The organism is Microbacterium marinilacus, assembly GCF_019753765.1.
Taxonomy (GTDB): Bacteria; Actinomycetota; Actinomycetes; order Actinomycetales; family Microbacteriaceae; genus Microbacterium; species Microbacterium marinilacus.
Genome location: NZ_JAIJZW010000001.1, coordinates 285,596 through 304,277, shown reverse-complemented (window position 1 = coordinate 304,277; position 18,682 = coordinate 285,596). Strand labels below are relative to the sequence as shown.

The following is an 18,682-nucleotide window of genomic DNA, read 5'->3' as shown; positions in this document are numbered from 1 at the left end:
CGATGACGGAGCTGGGCAAGCGGCTGGCCCCGGTGACGACGCCGATCGACGGCATGGTGCTGTTCGACCTGCCCGTGCACGGGGACGCGCGCGGCTGGTTCAAGGAGAACTGGCAGCGCGAGAAGATGACGGCGCTCGGCCTGCCCGACTTCGGCCCGGTGCAGAACAACGTGTCGTTCAACGAGACGGCGGGCGTCACGCGCGGGCTGCACGCCGAGCCGTGGGACAAGTGGGTGTCGGTGGCGACCGGCCGCGTGTTCGGGGCGTGGGTCGACCTCCGCGAGGGCCCGGGCTTCGGCGCCGTGTTCACCGCCGAGCTCGACCCGTCGCGGGCGATCTTCGTGCCGCGTGGCGTCGCCAACGGCTTCCAGACGCTCGAGCCCCGCACCGCGTACACGTACCTGGTCAACGACCACTGGTCGCCCGACGCCGCGTACTCGTTCGTGAACCTGGCCGACCCCGCCGTCGGGATCCCGTGGCCCATCCCGCTGGAGCGCGCGGAGATCTCCGACAAGGACCGCGCGCACCCGCCGCTCTCGGAAGCGTCCCCCGTGCAGCCCCGGCGCGTCCTCGTCCTCGGCGCGCGCGGTCAGCTCGGCCGTGCGCTGCGCGCAGAGCTCGGCGACGCGCCGCACATCGAGTACGCGGGCCGCGACGACCTCGATCTGACGTCGCCCGACCTGTCGACGGCGCGGCGCTGGCGTGACTACGGCGCCATCGTCAACGCCGCCGCGCACACCGCGGTCGACGCGGCGGAGAGCCCGGCCGGCCGTGCAGAAGCGTGGGCGACGAACGTGACCGGGGTGGCGGCGCTCGCACGGGTGGCGTCGGAGAACGGCGTCGCGCTCGTGCAGGTGTCCAGCGACTACGTGTTCGACGGCACGGCGGGACGGCCGTACCGCGAGGACGACCCGGTCGCGCCGCTCGGCGTCTACGGCCAGACGAAGGCGGCCGCGGAGGCGATCGCCGCCACGGTCCCCCGCCACTACGTCGTGCGCACGTCGTGGGTGATCGGCGACGGCGACAACTTCGTCCGCACGATGGCGTCGCTCGCGGAGCGCGGCGTCTCGCCCACGGTCGTCGACGATCAGGTGGGACGCCTGACCTTCGCCTCCGAGCTCGCCCAGGCGATCCGCCATCTGCTCGAGGTGGGGGCGCCGTCGGGTGTCTACAACGTCACGGGCGGCGGCGAGCCGCGGTCATGGGCGCAGATCGCCTCCCGCGTCTACGAGCTGACCGGCCACGACGCGTCCCGTGTGGTGCCCGTGACCACGGCCGAGTACTACGCCGGGAAGGCGGGCGTGGCACCCCGTCCCGCGAACAGCGTGCTCGACCTGTCGAAGATCACCGCGACCGGCTTCTCGCCCTCCGACCACGACGCCGCTCTGGCCCGGCACCTCGCCGCGACGCGCTGATCGTGCCGCGTGTCCAGGCGAGCCGCGCCAAGACGACGCCCCTGGCTCGCCGCAACGTGTCGCGCTACGACCGTCGGACCACTGCCCCTGTGGTGGACGACCAGGTGATGCGACCCCGTTGGAAGTTCTGCACGCACACGCCCTTCGCGTTGCAGCTCTCGTCGGACGTCGGGTAGCCCAGCGTGCCTCGCTCGTAGCCACGTGCTTTCCAGGCCGTCAGGATCGCGCCCCAGACCGCGTGGGAGCCGGTCTTCGAGCTCCAGTAGACCTTGCCGCCCTGGAAGTCCTGATAGCACCCCTTCGAGGGCAGGCCGCACCACTCGTTCGAGGTCGGGTAGCCGAGCTTGCCCCTCTCCCAGCCCGTCGCGCGCCAGGCGTTGCGGATCGCTCCGCGGGTCACGTGGGCGCCGGTCGACGGCGACCAGTGGATTGAGCCGCCCTGGAACGTCTGATAGCAGCCGCCGCCCGGCAAGCCGCAGGCCTCGTCCGTCGTGGGATAGCCGAGGGCGCCGCGCTCCCAGCCCGCATCTCGCCAGGCGTTCCGGATCGCGCCACGGGTCATGTGCGACCCTGTTGCCGAGGACCAGTGGATCGAGCCGCCTTGGAACGTCTGATAGCAGCCGCCGCCTGCAAGACCGCAGACCTCGTTCGAGCTCGGGTAACGGAGCGTTCCCTTGCTGCCGCCGACGGCTCGCCAGTGAGTGCCGATGCTGCCCCAGGTTGCGCGTGCCCCTGTGTTCGCCGTCCAGTGAATGGAGCCGTTCTCGTAGTGCCGGTAACAACCGCCTCCTGTCAAGCCGCAGCTCTCAGCCGAGATCGGTTCCCCGAGCTTCCCCTTCGCCGAACCGAGCGCCGCATAGGCCTTCGAGATGGCCGTGGCCTTCGCCGTGCCGCCGCTGGAGGAGCCGCCGCTCGTCGAGCCGCCTCCGGTGGAGCCGAACCACGCACGGAAGTACGTGTAGAAGTTGCGGTTGCCGTACGACGAGCAGGAGTCGCCCGTGCCGGACCCGGCGGCCAGCGCCGCCTTGTTCGGCTGGTACGGCGTGTAGTAGTAGAGGTTCGCCGTCGCCTGGTTCTGCACCTTCACCGCGGACGAGCCGCAGGAGGCCTTCGGGTGGTAGCGGATCTGGTGCGTCGCGCCGGGGGCGTACCACGTGAAGTAGTTGCTCTGCCCGTAGATCTTCATCTGCCGTGCCGCGCCGTAGACCTGGTTGAAGAAGCCGTAGTAGTTCTTGTCGCAGTCGGCGGTGTCGGGGCAGCCCATGCCCATGGCGATCGTGAAGCGCCAGTCGCTGGGCCAGGTGTGCGTGACGAGGCCCTGCTCCTTCTGCAGCATGACCAGCAGCACCTGCGGGTTGATCCCGCACGCCTGCGACACCTTGTGGATGATGCGCGCCGCGCTCTCGCGCTGGCCGCCCGTGTACTTCGAGCAGTACGAGTCGGCCTTGCGCGTGGGCGTCTTCTCGGCGTAGTTCTCGAGGCACGTGTAGCCCGACTGGCACTTGGCGACCTTGCCGTCGATGAAGCTCTTGATCTGCTTCTCCGTCATCGTCCCCTTGTTCGTGAAGACGGAGTTGCTGATGATGTTCCCCGCGGAGAAGCCCGTGACGGGGGCCGCCGGGACGATCGCGGCGGGCGCGACGAGCTCGAAGCGGCTGCCGGAGGCCCCGTCGCCGGAGCCCGACGACGATCCGGACGCCGGATAGGGCACGTTGCCGGGATCGGCGACGTCCATGGTCACGTCGCCCGCCGCGTCCTCCTCCACCACGGGCGTGGTCGCCACGACGTCGGAGAGGTCGTCGCGCTCGACCGTCTCGACCGGCGGCGCCGCGTACTCCGTGTCGGGGCCGGGCAGGTCCTCGTCGGGGACCGCATCGGGCTCGGCGCTCTCGACGGGCGCCGTCGACGGCTCGGCGGTGGGCGTGGCCTTCGGGGCCGACGTCGTCTTCGGCGCGGGGCTCGGAGTCGAGGTCGGCGTGGGCGTCGCTGTCGGCGCGGGCGTCGCGGACGCCGCCGTCGGCGCGGGCGTCGGATCGGCCGCGACCGCCGCGCCGGTGGGGATCAGGCTCACGGTCAGGGCGAGCACCGCACCCCAGACGGCGAAGGGACGCGCGCGGCGGGCCGCGCTGTGCGCAGGCAGGCCGGACGGGACGCGGGAGGGGGCACGCATGTGAACAGTGTGACAGATGTTACCAGCGCGCACATAGGGACGATCGGATAACGGAATCGCGTCAGCCGGGAGGGCGGCGACGCGCACCTATACTCCGAGGGTGAGATCCGGCCCGCAGGTGCTCGTCTTCCCGGCCTTCGACGAGAACCCCTATCTGAACCTGCTGGCGCTCGCCGCCCGCGCCGACGGCTTCCGGTTCCTCGGCTCCGGCACGTATCGCGAGCTGTCCGAGCGTGCCGCCGGACTGCGGGCGGGCGACGTGCTGCACGTGCACTGGACCACCCCCCTGCTGCAGCAGGAACCGTCGGCGTCGGTCGCGTCTCGTCGGCTGCGCGGGCTGGTCGCGCTGCTGGGCCGACTGCGCGGCCGAGGGGTGCGCATCGTCTGGACCGTCCACAACCGGCTCCCCCACGAGCTGCGGCACCCCGCCCTCGAGGTGCGCCTCTACCGGGCTCTCGCGGCGGCCGCCGACGCGATCCACGTCATGTCGCCCGCGACGCCCGAGGTCGTGGCGGACGTCGTGACGCTCGACCGCCAGAAGGTGCGCGTGATCCCGCACCCGAGCTACGAGGGCGTGTACGAGACGGGCGTGACGCGGGAGGCCGCGCGGGCGTCGTTCGGGCTCGAGGACGACGAGCGGGCGGCGCTCTTCCTCGGCCAGATACGCCCCTACAAGGGCGTCTCCGAGCTCGTCGACGCGACCGCGCTGGCGGCGCGCGGCGACGGGCCGCGGCTCCGGCTCATGCTCGCCGGCGCCGTCAAGGAGCAGTCGCGGGACGAGTTCGTCGCGTCGATCCCCGACGGGCTGCCGGTGATCTCGCAGCTGGACTACGTGGCCGACGGCGACCTCGCGCGCTGGTTCCGGGCGGCCGACGTCGCCGTGTTCCCCTACCGCTCGATCCTCAACTCCGGCAGCGTGCACCTCGCGGCGACCTTCCGGGTGCCCGTCGTGCTGCCGGACGAGCCGCACCTGCGCGACCAGTTCGGCGAGCAGGCGTGGGTCTCGTTCTTCGACAGGCGGCGTCCCGTCGAGTCGATCGCCGAGCTGCTCGCCTCGCGCACCGCGCAGCCCGCGCCGTCCGCCTACGACGCGTTCCTCGCCGGCATCTCGCCGTGGGACGTCTCGCGGAGCTATGCGGCCCTGCTCTCCGAGCTCTCCGGCGACGACCGCCGCTCCCGACCGATCAGCGGGGCGGACGCAGCCGCCTGAGGGCCACGATCGCGGCGCGGCGCAGGGCGCGAGGGGCCCAGTGCCGCCGGCGGCGTACGACGAGGACGCCGTCGATCCGGTCGTACAGGAAGCGGTCGCGCGGCTCGTAGGCGGGCGGCGCCGCCGGCCCGCCCATCGCGAGCACCTCGCCCGTGCCCGGCGCGGCGACGGCCGGCCGCAGCGGGCGGTGCATCGGCAGGGCGCCGGCCGGGAAGCGCGCGCTCCATGCGAGGCGCCCGTCGCCGGCCGCGGTCCATTCCACCTCCGCGGCCTCGATCACCGGAGCGCCCTCGGCGGCGCGGAGCCCGTCGAAGAGCACGGGACGCCACCTCCCGGAGACGTCGTCCGCCGCGATCGTGCCGCGGAGCACGAGCACCTCGCCACCGGACACGCTCTCGACGCGGGCCTCCAGCGCGCCGCGGCGACGCGCCCGCTGGGCGTCCCCCGGGACCGACGCCCGGGCCTCCGGCGAGAACATCAGGGCACGTTCTCCGAGCACTCGACGGGCGGCGCGCATGAGGGCGCGCCAGCGCACCGCGGCCGCCGCCGAGTGCGGCGCCGTCGCCTGCCGTGCGAAGCGCTCGGCCAGGAGCTCCCGCGCGTCGTCGCGCACGAGCGACGAGTCGCTCAGGCGGTCGAGCAGCAGCGTCCAGTCGTCGATCGCGTCGTCACCCCGCACCTCCGCCGACGGGTCGACCTCGAGCAGCCGCACGACGGTGCCGCTCGCCGCCAGCTCCCCGCCCGCGGCGAGCACCATCGCCAGCCGCCGCAGCGGATGGACCCGCTCCCCGCCCAGTCCGCTCTCGGGCTCGGTCGTCTGAGCGAGCAGCCCCCGCACGGCCGCCGCGATCGCCGCGTCGTCGCCCTGCGCGCGGCGTCGCGTGAGGACGTGCCGTGCGACGTGCACGTAGCCGTCCCGGTCCCAGACGAGGGCGCCGTAGGCGCGGGACAGGCCCGGATCGCCCGTGGCGGCGACCGCTGCGGCGCACGCCGTCTCCTGTCCGAGGTAGCTCAGCAGCGAGGCCGCGGCGGTGGCGCGGGCGGACATCGACCCGTCGCCCGGTCGCTCGCGATAGACGTAGACGACATCGGGCAGGACGTCGATCCGCTCGGCGGCGAGATACGCGGTGACCATCGGCACGATGTCGTTCGAGCGCGGCACGTCGGGGAAGGCGATGCCGGCGCGATCCCAGAAGGATCGGCGGAACGCGCGGTTCCAGCAGGGACGGCTGAACAGCAGCGTGGGCTCGTCCCTCACCGCGATGCCCTGCGCCGCACGGTCGAAGGCCGGCATCGCGTCGGTGGGGCGCCAGGTGTGCACGGCACGGAACTTCAGGTAGTCGCCCACGGCGAGGTCGGAGCCGGACCGCTCGAGGCTGTCCAGCAGCGCGCGATACGCGCCGTCCGGCACCAGGTCGTCGCCGTCGCAGAACACGAGGTAGCGGCCGCGTGCCTCCTCGACCCCGCGGTTGCGCGCGGACCCGCCGCCGGCGCTCTCGGCGCGGATCAGCCGCACGCGCCCGTCGCGCGCGGCGACGTCGGCGACCAGTTCGGGCGTGCCGTCGGTCGAATGGTCGTCGACGACGATGACCTCCATGCCGTCGACGTCCTGTCGCAGCACCGACTCGAGCGCCTGGGGCAGCCAGGGACGCACGTCGTGGGTCGGCATCACGACCGAGAGCAGCGGCTCGGACGGCGCCGGAGACGGTCCCCCGCTCGCGGGCGGCGTCGCGACAGCGTCCCCTGACATCCCGACCAGGATAGGCGACGGCGGGCCGAGCGGCCGCCGGATGCGCGGCGGGCAGGCGGCGCATGCGAGGATGGTCCTCGCGTCTGCGCGCGTGTGCTGCGCGCGGAGGAACGAGAGGAGTCCCACGAGATGAAGCTGAGTGTGTTCGGGTGCGGTTACCTCGGCGCGGTGCACGCCGCGGCGATGGTCTCGCTCGGTCATGAGGTGATCGGCGTGGACCCCGATGCCGCGAAGATCGCGAAGCTGTCGGCCGGCGAGACGCCGTTCTTCGAGCCCGGCCTGCCCGAGATCCTCGCGGAGGGCATCGCGTCGGGTCGCCTGTCGTTCACCACCGACCCCGCGGCCGCGGCCGACGCGGACGTGCACTTCGTCGGCGTCGGCACGCCCCAGCGCAAGGACGGCGCGGGCGCGGACATGACCTACGTGAACCAGGCGGTCGCCGACCTGATCCCGCACCTCAAGCCGGGTGCGCTGGTCGTCGGCAAGTCCACCGTGCCCGTCGGCACGGCGGCCCGTCTCGCGACCCTCGTCGAGCAGGCGGGGGCGCGGCTGGCGTGGAACCCCGAGTTCCTGCGCGAGGGCTTCGCGGTCAAGGACACCATCGAGCCGGACCGCCTGGTCTACGGCGTCGCCGAGGCGACCAAGGACCAGGACACCGAGATCCTCGACTCGGTGTACGCCACCGCGATCGCCTCGGGCACCCCGCGCATCGTCACCGACTACGCGACCGCCGAGCTCGTCAAGGTCGCCGCGAACTCGTTCCTCGCCACCAAGATCAGCTTCATCAACGCGATGGCGGAGATCGCCGAGGTCACCGGCGCCGACGTCACGCAGCTGGCCGACGCGATCGGTCACGACGCCCGCATCGGGCGGCGCTTCCTGAACGCGGGCGTCGGCTTCGGCGGCGGCTGCCTGCCCAAGGACATCCGCGCCTTCACCGCCCGCGCCGAGGAGCTCGGAAAGGGCGAGTCGGTCGCGTTCCTCAAGCAGGTCGACGAGATCAACCTCCGCCGCCGGCAGCGTCTGGTCGACCTCGTGTCCGACTCGTTCGACGGGCAGGTCTTCGGCCGCCGCGTGGCGGTGCTGGGCCTGGCGTTCAAGCCGGACAGCGACGACATCCGCGACTCCCCGGCACTCGACGTCGCCGTCCGCCTGAAGGGCCTGGGCGCCGAGGTCATCTCGCACGACCCGGAGGCGATGGACAACGCCCGGCGGGTGCACCCCCAGCTCGACTACGCCACGTCCGTCGACGAGGCGCTCGCGGGCGCCGAGGCGGTCGTCGTGGTCACCGAGTGGAAGCAGTACCGCGAGCTCGACCCGGCCGCGACCGCGAGCGCCGTCGCCCGGCCCGTCGTCTTCGACGGCCGCAACACCCTCGACCCGGCCGCCTGGCGGGCCGCGGGCTGGACCTACACCGGGATGGGTCGCTGACGCCGACATGAGCGCGCGCGTAGCCGTCGTCGTCCGGACGAAGGATCGCCCCGACTTCCTCCGCCGTGCCCTGCGGAGCATCGCCTCGCAGACCCTCGAGGACTGGGAGTGCGCGGTGGTGAACGACGGCGGCGACGCGGCGGCGGTCGACGCGGTGATCGCGGCGCTGCCGGAGGCCCACCGGAACCGCGTCAGCGCCGTGCACCACGAGACGTCTCGCGGGCGGTGGGTGAGCGCCAACGCGGGGGTGCTCGCCACGTCCGCCCCCCTGCTCGTGCTGCACGACGACGACGACACCTGGCACCCCGAGTTCCTGGAGCGGGCGGCCGCCTACCTCGACGGCCGCCCGGATCGCGCCGGCGTGGTGTCGCGGATCGAGATCCGCTGGGAGGAGCTGCGCGGCGGCTCCTCCGAGGGCGGCTTCTATGAGACCGTGTCGACCGAGATGTTCCAGGACCACCTGCCGGTGCCGACGCTCGCCGACACCCTGCTGTTCAACCGCTACGTCCCGATCGGCTTCGTCTACCGGCGTTCCCTGCACGCCGAGCTGGGGCTGTACGACGAGCGGCTCCCGGTGGTCGGCGACTGGAACTTCAACCTCCGCGTGCTGGCGCGGCACGCCCTCGAGTACCTCGACGACGCGACGCCGTACGCCTACTGGCACCAGCGCACGGGCGACGCGGGCGCGGCCGGGAACAGCGTGATCGCCGCCCGCGGCGACCACGCCAAGTACGACGCGCTGATCCGCGACGAGGAGCTGCGACGCCACGTCGACGAGCACGGCCTGGGTCTGGTGCTCTACCTGACCAAGTTCATCGACCGTCGCTTCGTCGAGGTCGAGGCCGGCATCCGCGCCGAGATCAGGGAGTCGCGGCCGGTCTCCACGCGTCTCCTGGAGCGCTTCCGCCGCCTCCGTCGTCGCTGACCCGTCGCAAGGCGCCGCCCGGCGATCAGTGGGGCGTGGTGCGGATCACCTGGACGGCCTCCTTGATGGGGCCGTCGTAGATCTTCTTGCCCTTGTGGATCACGATGCCGCGCTGGCACAGGCGCTGGATGGTGCCCATGTCGTGGCTGACGACGAGCATGGTCACGCCGCGCTCCGTGAGCTCCTCGATCTTCTCGTAGCACTTCTCGCGGAACGGGGCGTCGCCGACCGACAGCACCTCGTCCACGAGCAGCACGTCGAGGTCGACGTGGATCGCGACGGAGAAGGCCAGACGCATGAACATGCCCGACGAGTAGTGCTTGACCTCCTGGTCGATGAAGTCGCCGATCTCGCTGAACGCGACGATGTCGTCGAAGCGCTCCTCGATCTGCTTCTCCTGCATGCCGAGGATGGCCGCGTTGAGGTAGACGTTCTCTCGTCCCGACAGCTCGGGGTGGAACCCGGCGCCGACCTCGATCAGGCCGGCGACGCGACCGCGCGTGAACACGCGTCCGTGGTCGGGCTCGAGGACGCCGGAGACGAGCTTGAGCGTGGTGGACTTGCCCGATCCGTTGAAGCCGAGCACCGCCACCGACTCGCCCTCGCCGACCTGGAAGCTGACGTCGTCGAGCGCGAGGAAGAGGTCGCTACGCACCTTCCTCCGCTGGGTCCAGCCGACGAACGCCTCCTTGAAGGAGTGGGTGTTGCGCTTGACGAACTCCTTCGTCACGTGGTCGACGATGATCGACGGCGGCGTGGCGGTCGTGGCGACGAGCGTGTCCGACATGGCGTGCCTCACAGGTCCTGGGCGAAGGTGCGCTCGAAGCGGCGGAAGACGAGCTGACCGGCGACGAGGAACGCGATGCACACGACGATCGCACCGCCCGTGTAGTACTCGAAGTGCGGCGGGAATCCGTGGAAGCTCTCCCCCGGCACCGTGGGCTGCCAGAACGCGTAGTGGAAGTACTCCACCGCGATCGTGATCGGGTTCACCATGTAGACGTAGAGGAACCACTCGGGCAGCCTGTCCTGCACGAGGGTCCAGGTGTAGAGCACCGGCGACGCCCATGTGGCCAGCATGCGCAGGATCTCGACGAAGTTCTGCGCGTCTCGGAAACGCACGTTGAGCCCGGCGAAGAACAGCCCGAGACCCAGCGATGCCGCGCCCAGGATCAGCATGCCCAGGAGGGCGGCGCCGAGCGCGGCGAACGACGGGAGCCAGCCGCTGAGGAGGCACACCACCAGCAGGATCGCGACCTGCGGGAGGAAGTGGACGAACGCGACCCAGACGGCGGCGATCGGGAACAGCTCGCGCGGCAGGTAGATCTTCTTCACGAGCGCGCGGTTGTCGACGATCGCCGTGGTGGCGTTGCCGAACGCCTCGTTGAAGAAGTTCACCGCGATGAAGCCGGAGAAGAGGTACACGGGGTAGTTCTCGAGGCCGCGGTCCATCCCGAAGATGAAGCCCATGATGAGCCAGTACACGAGGAACTGGATGAGCGGCTTCACGTACGACCAGGTCCAGCCGAGGGCGGAGTTCCGGTACCGCGTCGCCGTCCCCTTGCGGATCAGCAGGCGGAGAAGATAGCGCCACTGGAAGACGTCGACGATCCCGCGGCCACGCCCCGGGACATCGAAGTCCGACAGATCAACCGTTGTCACTCGTCTGCGCCCCGCATCCTGTCCGTCCATCGGCCCGCGGGCCGGGTCCGATCCTATATCCGCACATCGGCTGTGCCTCCCATCCGCGTCACAGGTCTGCGTGGACCTGCCAGACCCGCGCCGCGGCCCCCGCCCAGGAGAAGGCGCGGGCACGGTCGAGGGCGAGCACCCGCAGCCGCTCGGCGGCCCCGCCGATCGCCTCCGCGACCGCGTCCTCCAGGCCCTCCTCGGGCACGACCAGGCCGCCGTCGAGCACGACCTCGCGGTGCACGTCCGAGTCGAGGGCGACGACGGGCGCTCCCGAGGCCATCGCCTCGACCACGCGCCACGGCCAGGCGCCGCGCGAAGACGGCGCGACGAACGCCGCCGCCCGCTCGAGCACCGCCGCCCGGTCGCCGTGGTCGAGCCCGGAGCGCGCGTGCACCCGCTGCGCAGCCACGCCCGACGCGGCGGCGAGAGCGGCGACCCGCTCCGCCTCGTCCTCCGGCACGTCGATCACGACCACGTCGAGGCCCGTGGGCGCGACCGCGCGCAGCCCGGCCGCCAGGCCGTCCGAGGCGGCCGTGCCGCCCGCGAGCAGCACGAACGCCGGCGGCAGGTCGAGGTCGCGGCGGCGCGCGTCGGCGTCCGTCGGGACGACGAAGCCGGCGGGCGGCGCCCCCGCGATCACCCGCACCCGCTCCCCGAGACGCGCGTGCTGCGCGAGGCGGTCGGCCATGGCGTGCGTCGGCACCACCACGGCGTCGGCATGACGGGCCGCGCGGCGCAGCAGCGCGCGCTCCCCCGCGGCCACGGCGCGCGGCAGCTCGTCCGGCGCCTCCCACGCGCGCAGGTCCCACAGCGTGACCACCGTCTGGTCGTGGCCCGCGCGGTCGTGACGCACGAGCGGCGCCAGCAGCGTGGGCGAGTGGATCATCCCGCCGCCGACGCCGGTGACGACGCCCAGCTGCCAGGCCGCCGCGGTCTCACGGCGGCCCAGCGGCAGCCGCCGTCCCTCCGCGACGCCGGGAAGCGGCGGCAGCGTGCCGGCCGGGGCGATCGCCTCGACGGAGCAGCCGTCGGGCGGCGCCTCGGCGAGCGCCGTCGCCAGCGAGCGCGACGCCATCGCGAGGTCGGGATGGGTGGCGGAGACGAGCTGGTCGAGCACGACCCGGAGTCTGACCGTCATGTCGCGACGCGTATCCAGCGCGCCCGGGAGCGCTCACGGACGTCCATCGTCACTCCGTGGGAGCGGGCGACGGCTCCGGCGGATGCAGCGCCTCGGCGATCAGCTCGCGGATGGCCGCGTAGTCCGGGTTCAGGTCGTCCACCAGCGGCGGCACGAGCTCGATCGTGGTGACCGGCTGCTCCTTGGCCTTGAGCCCGAGATCGAGGAAGTACGACACCATCGACTGCGGCAGGTCGGTGTCGATCAGGTCGACGCCGGCATCCGCCACGCTCTGGAAACGGGTCAGCACGACCTGCGGGGTGAACTGGGCGAGGATGGCCTCCTGCAGCTGCCTCTGCCGCTGCATGCGGTCCCAGTCGCTGGTCGTGTAGCGGGAGCGCGCGTACCACTGGGCGGTGTCGCCGTCCATGCGCTGCAGGCCCGGCTCGATCCATCCGGTCGCCCAGTCGTCCACCGGCTGACCCTCGTAGGCAGGTCCGCCGCCCATCGGCAGACGCTCCGCCACCTCGATCTCGACGCCGCCGAGGGCGTCGATCAGGCTGGCGAAGCCGTGCATGTCGATGAAGACGTAGTAGGGGATCTCGATCCCGAGCACTCCCTCGGCGGCGTCCTTGGTCGCCTCGATGCCGGGGGCCGAGCCGTGGGACGCGGCGTCCGGGTACAGCGAGGCGCCGCCGTCCTCCCGGCAGACCTCGGCCGCGGCGCGCACGTGGTTCATCCATCCGTTCCAGCCGCACGCCAGGTCGCCGTGACCCTCGAACCCGTTCGGGTAGAGCTCCAGCATCGGGCTGCCCTCGCTGAAGGGGGCGCCGGGCAGCTCCCGCGGGATGCCGGTGATGGTCGTGGCTCCGGTCTCCGCGTTGATGGACACGACCGAGATGCTGTCGAACCTCATGGAGTCGCGTCCGTCGCCGCTGTCAGCGCCGAGCAGGAGGATGTTGTAGTAGCCGTCGCTCGGCGGCACCGACGGCCCGCCCTGGCCGAAGATCGACCCCAGCGCGTCGCGCGCGGAGCCGATCGTTCCGGCGCCGTAGGCGGCCGTGCCGCCGGAGACGACCATGAGCAGCACGGCGAGGGCCGCGATGCCGTATCGCGCGGGCGTCGCCGTCTTCACGAGGCGCACGAGGCGCAGGGTGTCGATCCCGAGGACGATCCAGAGCACCCCGTACGCGGCGATCGCGACCTGGGCGATCGTGAGCAGCACGCCGCTGACGTTGACCGGACCGATCGCCCACGACGTCGCGGCCCAGGCGAGCGAGTCGCGGGCGAGCATCGCCCACAGCACGAGCAGGACCACGATCCCCCAGGCCGTCAGCGTGGCCCGCAGGCCGAGACGGCCCAGTCGCCGGTTGCCGGCGAGGGCCTGCGCCGATCCCGGGACCAGCCACCCCAGGACGACGAGCCACCAGCCGCGGCGGGTCATCACCGCGGCCGAGGAGGTGTCGGGGTGGCGGATCGGCCGCTGGTCGACGAGGTGCCCGCCGCGCGCGCCCGCCGCGCCGAGGCTGGTCGCCCCCGGACGGAGGCCGGCGACGGTCACAGGTCGCCCCTGAGCTCGGCCGCCATGCTCAGAGCGAGTCCTTCAGGCGTGCGTTCTTCTCCTCGACCTGGCGCTCCAGCTCGCGCGCGTACTCCTCGATGCGGTCGGCGATCCCGGGGTCGGCCGCGCCCAGGATGCGCGCCGCCAGCAGCCCCGCGTTCCGGGCTCCGTTGATCGACACGGTGGCCACGGGGATGCCGGCGGGCATCTGCACGATCGACAGCAGCGAGTCGAGGCCGTCGAGGGTCTTCAGCTGCACCGGCACGCCGATCACCGGCAGCGGCGTCATCGACGCCAGCATGCCGGGCAGGTGCGCGGCGCCGCCCGCGCCGGCGATGACGGCGCGCAGGCCGCGCCCGCGTGCCTCCCGTGCGTAGCGCATCAGCTTGTCGGGCGTGCGGTGGGCCGAGACGACCTCGACCTCGTGAAGAATCCCGAGCTCCGTCAGAGCGGCCGAGGCGTCGACCATCACCCGCCAGTCGGAGTCGGATCCCATGACCACGCCGATCAGCGGGGCGCCCTGGGCTGAGGCATCGGTCGAGTTCAGCACGCGTTACAGGCTAGGACGCGACCCTGTGGTTTCCCGTATGCGACCCGGGAAATCGTGGGAGATGTCCCGTCGCGTACTAGGCGAAGAAGCCCGCGGCGGCCCGCGCCTCGTAGACGGCGTCGTCGAGATCGTCGCCCACGGTGTTGACGTGACCGACCTTGCGCCCCGGCCGGGGCTCCTTGCCGTAGGTGTGGATCTTGGCCACGGGGTGCGCGGCCATCGCCGCCGAGAAGCGATCGGTCAGGCCCGCGTCCGTCGGGCCGCCGAGGATGTTCACCATCACCGACCAGTCGGCCAGCGGGTCGACGGCGCCGAGCGGCAGGTCGAGCACCGCGCGCAGGTGCTGCTCGAACTGGCTCGTGACCGCGCCGTCCTGCGTCCAGTGCCCGCTGTTGTGCGGACGCATGGCGAGCTCGTTGACGAGGATCCGCTCGTCCGCCGTCTCGAACAGCTCAACGGCGAGCATGCCCGTGACCCCCAGTCCCTCGGCGATCGTGACGCCGAGGCGGGCCGCGACCTCCAGCAGCCGCTCGCTCGCGCGCGGCGCGGGCGCGATGACCTCGGCGCACACGCCGTCGCGCTGCACCGTCTCGGCCACCGGGTAGGCGACGACCTCTCCCGAGGGCCGCCGCGCGACCTGCTGGGCGAGCTCGCGGTGGAAGTCGACGAGCTGCTCGACGAGCAGCGGCCCGTCCACGCTCTCGAACCAGTCGTCGGCCTGGTCGGGAGCGGACACGACCCGCACGCCCTTGCCGTCGTACCCGCCGCGCGGCGTCTTCACCACGGCGCGCCCGCCGTGATCGTCGAGGAACGCGCGGATGTCGTCCGGGGACTCCGCGGCGATCCAATCGGGCTGCGGGGCGCCGAGCTCGGCGAGCCGGCGGCGCATGACGAGCTTGTCCTGCGCGTACTGCAGCGCGTCCGGCCCCGGGTGGACGGCCACGCCCGCGTCGACCAGGGCGCGCAGCACCGGCTGCGGCACATGCTCGTGGTCGAACGTGATGACGTCCACGTCCCGCGCGAACGAGAGCACCGTCTCGGCGTCGCGGTAGTCGCCGACGCGGGTGGCGGCCAGCGAGGCCGACATGCCCTCGCCCTCCGCGAGCACCCGCAGCTCGACGCCGAGCTCGACCGCCGGGGCGATCATCATCCGCGCGAGCTGTCCTCCGCCGATCACGCCGACACGCATACCCATGGAACCTCCGCCTCACCCGCCTCTGTCCTGGCGTCCGCCTCTATCTTGGCGCACCCGGCCGCCCGCGCGTCACGCGAGAGCACGCAGGGGCGGTCAGGCCCCGAACACGCCCTGGGAGTCCCGGTGCGCGAGGATCTGGTTCATCTCGACCTGATCGGCCAGCACCTCTCCCACGAGGACGGCGCTCGGCACGTCCTTCATCACCAGCTCGCCGCCGAGGCCGTCGGACAACGTCAGGGTGCCGGTTCCGCGCATGCGCTGCAGGACGCTGCGCCGGGTTCCCACGGTGTAGCCGCGGCCGTGCGACAGCTCGGTGCGCGACCGGGCGAGCAGCCCGCGGCGCCCGATGACCCGGCGCGTCGTGATCGTGTAGGTGCGCGACAGCCACACGACGTACGGCACCACGACGCCGAGCAGGATCAGCAGCGCCGCCGCCGAGAGCAGCATCCAGTCCTCGAAGGGCCGCGGCAGGTTGCCGTAGAAGAAGCCCGCCGCCGCGGCGACGGCGACGAGGAGCAGCACGGACCACACCAATCGCCCTGCGTGGCCGCGCAGCGTCGCGATCGCGAGCTCGGGCGCCGGGGCGCCGGGCGGCGGCGTCGCGGGACGCGCGGCGGGGGTCGGCAGGCTCATGCTCCCATTGTGCCGATCGGCGCCGACAGCGCCGCGGGGCGCGCCGCGACCCGTCCACGCACGACGTCGGCACGCCCCCGTCGGGGACGCCCGGGCGGCGTCGTCTTCGGGTGTCGTCAGCGGACGTGCACCACGTCTCCGGCTGACACCGTCCGTCCGTCCACCACCAGGCGCCCGTCGTCGTCGATCGCCGATGCGACGCCACGCAGGGCAGACCCGTCGGGCAGCGACACGGTCACCTCGCGCCCGAGCGTGAGGCACCGACCGCGCACCGCCTCACGCGCGACGTCGGGGTCGGTCGCGAGCGCGCGCAGCAGACGGTCGAGCTCGCCCAGGTAACGGGTCACGAGCGCGTCCTCGTCGCAGGCGGCGCCCAGCGCCGCGAAGGAGGTCGCGGTCGGCACCGGGAGGTCCTCCTCGCGCATGGCCGTGTTGACGCCGGAGCCGATCACGACGGCGTCGCTCCCGACGACCGCCTCCGCGAGGATCCCGCAGATCTTCCGCCCGCCGACGAGCACGTCGTTCGGCCACTTCAGCCCCGTCCGTCCCCCGGGGAGCTGCGCGGCGACGGCGTCCGTCATGGCCGCGCCGGCGACGAGCGGGATCCAGCCCCGCGCCGCGGGCGGGACGTCGCCGACCCGCACCAGGACGGAGACCGCCAGCGCGCCGCCCGCCGGCGCGCGCCACACGCGGTCGAGACGCCCGCGCCCGGCCCGCTGGTCGCGGGTGAGCAGCACGCTGAGGTGCGCCAGGCCCGGATCGGCGGTCGCCGCCGCGACGAGATCGGCGTTGGTCGACCCGGTCGACTCGACCTGCCGCCACGATCCCGCCACGCCCCGCGCCCGCTCGAACTCCATGCCGCAACCCTACGCACGCGGCCGCGTCGCCCCGCCCCGCCGTCCGCCCGATCGGCGCCTCGCGCCTGGCGGGACACGACACAGGTTCCGCACGGTCGTTGTGCGCGGCCGCCAAGGACGGACGGCGACGCGTGGATAGGGTGGAACGCGTGACCGAACCGGACATCTCCACGCCCGACCTCTCGACGACCGCGGGAAAGATCGCCGACCTGCGCGCACGCTACGGCGAGGCCGTGGTCGAGGCCGAGGAGAAGGCCCGCAAGAAGCAGCACGCGAAGGGCAAGCTCACGGCGCGCGAGCGCATCGAGCTGCTGGTCGACCCCGGCAGCTTCGTCGAGTTCGACGAGTACGTGCGCCACCGCACGACCGCGTTCGGCATGGACCGCTCGCGTCCCTACGGCGACTCCGTGATCACGGGCGTCGGCACGATCCACGGCCGCACGGTCGCGGTGTACGCGCAGGACTTCACCACCTTCGGCGGCTCGCTCGGCGAGGTCGCCGGCGACAAGATCATCAAGATCATGGAGTTCGCCCTGCGCGGCGGGATGCCCGTCATCGGCATCCTCGACTCGGGCGGCGCCCGCATCCAGGAGGGCGTCGTCGCCCTCGGCAAGTACGGCGAGATCTTCCGCCTGAACACCGCGGCCTCGGGCGTCATCCCGCAGATCTCGATCATCATGGGCCCCGCCGCGGGCGGCGCCGTGTACTCCCCCGCCCTCACCGACTTCGTGATCATGGTCGACAAGACGAGCCAGATGTTCGTCACCGGCCCCGACGTCATCAAGACCGTCACGGGCGAGGACGTCGGCATGGAGGAGCTCGGCGGCGCGCACACGCACAACACCCGCTCGGGCGTCGCCCACTACCTCGCCGAGGACGAGGACGACGCGCTCGACTACGCGCGCACGCTGCTCGGCTTCCTGCCCGACAACAACATGGCGGAGCTGCCGACCTACGAGTCCGGGTTCGAGTGGGAGACCACGGATCCGGATCGCACGCTCAACACGATCGTGCCGGACTCGCCGAACCAGCCCTACGACATCCACGAGGTGATCTCGCACCTGGTCGACGGCGGCGACTTCCTCGAGGTGCAGCCGCTGTTCGCCCCGAACATCGTCATCGGCTTCGGCCGGGTCGAGGGACGCACGGTCGGCATCATCGCCAACCAGCCCTCGCAGATGGCGGGCACGCTGAACATCGAGGCCGGCGAGAAGGCGTCGCGGTTCGTGCGCTTCTGCGACGCGTTCTCGGTGCCGATCCTCACGCTCGTCGACGTCCCCGGCTACCTGCCGGGCACCGACCAGGAATGGACCGGCGTCATCCGTCGCGGGGCCAAGCTGCTCTACGCCTACGCGGAGGCGACCGTGCCGCTCGTCACCGTGATCCTGCGCAAGGCGTACGGCGGCGCGTACATCGTGATGGGCTCCAAGCAGCTCGGCGCCGACGTGAACCTCGCCTGGCCCACCGCCGAGATCGCGGTGATGGGCGGTCAGGGTGCCGTCAACATCCTCTACCGCGGCGAGCTGAAGCGCGCCGAAGCGGCGGGAGAGGACGTCGCCGCCGTGCGCACGCGCCTCGCCAACGAGTACACCTACAACGTGGCCTCGCCGTTCCTCGCCGCCGAGCGCGGCGAGCTGGACGGCATCATCGAGCCGTCGGCCACGCGCGTGGCTGTCGCGAAGGCCCTCCGCGCGCTGCGCGGCAAGCGTGCCGAGCTGCCGCCCAAGAAGCACGGGAACATCCCGCTGTGACCGCCGGCCACGACCCGGCGGCAGCCGACGACTCCGCCCCCGCTCCCCGCGTCGAGGTGGTGCGCGGCACCCCGAGCGAGGAGGAGCTCGCGGCCCTGCTCGCCGTCGTCGGCGAGGAGTACACGCGCGAGACCGAGGAGGCCGTGGCGGACGAGGCACGGCCCTCGGCCTGGCAGCTGACGCGCCGCCGGCTGCGCCGGCCGCTGCGCCGGGACATCCCGTGGGGACGCTTCAGCGGCTGACGGGCGGCGCCCTCATCGGGGCCAATCCAGATGTCCCCCAAAGTACCTACAGACACCGATCCGGCCCGCCGCCGATACTGGACCTGGAAACGCTTGAGCGTTGGCCGATCGTCAGCCCCAGGGTAGGCGGACGAATCATCGGCCCATCGCGGACGGTTTTCGGGTAACCGTTCCGCACCCGGT

At 72.4% G+C, this 18,682-nt stretch carries 16 protein-coding genes; 6 read left to right on the top strand and 10 right to left on the bottom strand.

The genetic code is table 11. From position 1 onward, the window contains the following. The first annotated feature begins 2 nt into the window (after positions 1–2). Positions 3–1,415 (top strand): sugar nucleotide-binding protein, encoded by a 1,413-nt coding sequence (locus K5S26_RS01410; protein ID WP_221855988.1) that lies wholly within the window; start codon positions 3–5, stop codon positions 1,413–1,415. Positions 1,416–1,479: 64 nt separating this feature from the next. Here K5S26_RS01410 and K5S26_RS01405 read toward each other — a convergent pair whose 3' ends face one another. Continuing rightward, on the bottom strand, positions 1,480–3,585 hold the full coding sequence (locus K5S26_RS01405; protein ID WP_221855290.1) for an LGFP repeat-containing protein: 2,106 nt from the start codon (positions 3,583–3,585) through the stop codon (positions 1,480–1,482). A gap of 100 nt (positions 3,586–3,685) precedes the next feature. On the opposite strand from K5S26_RS01405, the gene K5S26_RS01400 reads away from it, so the two are divergent. Beyond that, positions 3,686–4,795 (top strand): glycosyltransferase, encoded by a 1,110-nt coding sequence (locus K5S26_RS01400; RefSeq protein ID WP_221855288.1) that lies wholly within the window; start codon positions 3,686–3,688, stop codon positions 4,793–4,795. Here the strand turns inward: K5S26_RS01400 and K5S26_RS01395 are convergent. Then, entirely contained in the window at positions 4,770–6,545 is a 1,776-nt protein-coding gene (locus tag K5S26_RS01395) for a glycosyltransferase family 2 protein (RefSeq protein ID WP_221855286.1), read from the bottom strand. The genes K5S26_RS01400 and K5S26_RS01395 overlap by 26 nt on opposite strands. A 129-nt stretch (positions 6,546–6,674) precedes the next feature. On the opposite strand from K5S26_RS01395, the gene K5S26_RS01390 reads away from it, so the two are divergent. Together K5S26_RS01390 and K5S26_RS01385 are read left to right on the top strand one after the other, a co-directional pair. Next, positions 6,675–7,976 carry a UDP-glucose dehydrogenase family protein gene (locus K5S26_RS01390; RefSeq protein WP_221855284.1) on the top strand — a complete coding sequence of 434 codons (1,302 nt, stop codon included), beginning with the start codon at positions 6,675–6,677 and terminating at the stop codon, positions 7,974–7,976. 7 nt (positions 7,977–7,983) lie between these two features. After that, complete coding sequence (locus K5S26_RS01385; RefSeq protein WP_221855282.1) at positions 7,984–8,901, top strand: glycosyltransferase family A protein; 918 nt, start codon at positions 7,984–7,986, stop codon at positions 8,899–8,901. Positions 8,902–8,926: 25 nt separating this feature from the next. On the opposite strand, the gene K5S26_RS01380 is transcribed toward K5S26_RS01385, so the two are convergent. From K5S26_RS01380 to K5S26_RS01345, 8 genes are all read right to left on the bottom strand, one after another. Next, a complete protein-coding gene (locus tag K5S26_RS01380) occupies positions 8,927–9,688 on the bottom strand; it encodes an ABC transporter ATP-binding protein (RefSeq protein ID WP_221855280.1) in 762 nt (253 codons plus the stop codon). A gap of 8 nt (positions 9,689–9,696) precedes the next feature. Then, complete coding sequence (locus tag K5S26_RS01375) at positions 9,697–10,593, bottom strand: ABC transporter permease (protein ID WP_221855278.1); 897 nt, start codon at positions 10,591–10,593, stop codon at positions 9,697–9,699. A gap of 58 nt (positions 10,594–10,651) precedes the next feature. Continuing rightward, entirely contained in the window at positions 10,652–11,731 is a 1,080-nt protein-coding gene (locus K5S26_RS01370; protein WP_221855276.1) for a glycosyltransferase, read from the bottom strand. Positions 11,732–11,780: 49 nt separating this feature from the next. Then, the gene (locus K5S26_RS01365) at positions 11,781–13,154 is read right to left on the bottom strand and encodes an LCP family protein (protein ID WP_221855986.1); all 1,374 of its coding nucleotides are present in this window, start codon (positions 13,152–13,154) and stop codon (positions 11,781–11,783) included. A 145-nt stretch (positions 13,155–13,299) separates the two neighbouring features. Beyond that, a complete protein-coding gene (gene purE, locus K5S26_RS01360; RefSeq protein ID WP_221855984.1) occupies positions 13,300–13,767 on the bottom strand; it encodes a 5-(carboxyamino)imidazole ribonucleotide mutase in 468 nt (155 codons plus the stop codon). A gap of 130 nt (positions 13,768–13,897) precedes the next feature. After that, on the bottom strand, positions 13,898–15,016 hold the full coding sequence (locus K5S26_RS01355) for a 5-(carboxyamino)imidazole ribonucleotide synthase (protein ID WP_221855274.1): 1,119 nt from the start codon (positions 15,014–15,016) through the stop codon (positions 13,898–13,900). 93 nt (positions 15,017–15,109) lie between these two features. Beyond that, positions 15,110–15,649, bottom strand: coding sequence for a PH domain-containing protein (locus K5S26_RS01350; RefSeq protein ID WP_221855272.1), 540 nt, complete (start codon positions 15,647–15,649; stop codon positions 15,110–15,112). 116 nt (positions 15,650–15,765) lie between these two features. After that, entirely contained in the window at positions 15,766–16,506 is a 741-nt protein-coding gene (locus K5S26_RS01345) for a biotin--[acetyl-CoA-carboxylase] ligase (RefSeq protein ID WP_221855270.1), read from the bottom strand. 149 nt (positions 16,507–16,655) lie between these two features. On the opposite strand from K5S26_RS01345, the gene K5S26_RS01340 reads away from it, so the two are divergent. Both K5S26_RS01340 and K5S26_RS01335 read left to right on the top strand, forming a co-directional pair. After that, complete coding sequence (locus K5S26_RS01340) at positions 16,656–18,257, top strand: acyl-CoA carboxylase subunit beta (protein WP_221855268.1); 1,602 nt, start codon at positions 16,656–16,658, stop codon at positions 18,255–18,257. Then, positions 18,254–18,499, top strand: a complete 246-nt coding sequence (locus K5S26_RS01335; RefSeq protein ID WP_221855266.1) for an acyl-CoA carboxylase subunit epsilon — start codon at positions 18,254–18,256, stop codon at positions 18,497–18,499. Before K5S26_RS01340 ends, K5S26_RS01335 begins: the two co-directional genes overlap by 4 nt. The last annotated feature ends 183 nt before the right edge of the window (positions 18,500–18,682 follow it).

Coding starts and splice junctions, on each gene's coding strand:
- K5S26_RS01410 (WP_221855988.1), top strand. CDS start 3: ATGACGGAGCTGGGCAAGCGGCTGGCCCCGGTGACGACGCCGATCGAC.
- K5S26_RS01405 (WP_221855290.1), bottom strand. CDS start 3,585: ATGCGTGCCCCCTCCCGCGTCCCGTCCGGCCTGCCTGCGCACAGCGCG.
- K5S26_RS01395 (WP_221855286.1), bottom strand. CDS start 6,545: ATGTCAGGGGACGCTGTCGCGACGCCGCCCGCGAGCGGGGGACCGTCT.
- K5S26_RS01390 (WP_221855284.1), top strand. CDS start 6,675: ATGAAGCTGAGTGTGTTCGGGTGCGGTTACCTCGGCGCGGTGCACGCC.
- K5S26_RS01385 (WP_221855282.1), top strand. CDS start 7,984: ATGAGCGCGCGCGTAGCCGTCGTCGTCCGGACGAAGGATCGCCCCGAC.
- K5S26_RS01380 (WP_221855280.1), bottom strand. CDS start 9,688: ATGTCGGACACGCTCGTCGCCACGACCGCCACGCCGCCGTCGATCATC.
- K5S26_RS01375 (WP_221855278.1), bottom strand. CDS start 10,593: ATGGACGGACAGGATGCGGGGCGCAGACGAGTGACAACGGTTGATCTG.
- K5S26_RS01370 (WP_221855276.1), bottom strand. CDS start 11,731: ATGACGGTCAGACTCCGGGTCGTGCTCGACCAGCTCGTCTCCGCCACC.
- K5S26_RS01365 (WP_221855986.1), bottom strand. CDS start 13,154: ATGACCCGCCGCGGCTGGTGGCTCGTCGTCCTGGGGTGGCTGGTCCCG.
- purE (WP_221855984.1), bottom strand. CDS start 13,767: ATGGGATCCGACTCCGACTGGCGGGTGATGGTCGACGCCTCGGCCGCT.
- K5S26_RS01355 (WP_221855274.1), bottom strand. CDS start 15,016: ATGGGTATGCGTGTCGGCGTGATCGGCGGAGGACAGCTCGCGCGGATG.
- K5S26_RS01350 (WP_221855272.1), bottom strand. CDS start 15,649: ATGAGCCTGCCGACCCCCGCCGCGCGTCCCGCGACGCCGCCGCCCGGC.
- K5S26_RS01345 (WP_221855270.1), bottom strand. CDS start 16,506: ATGGAGTTCGAGCGGGCGCGGGGCGTGGCGGGATCGTGGCGGCAGGTC.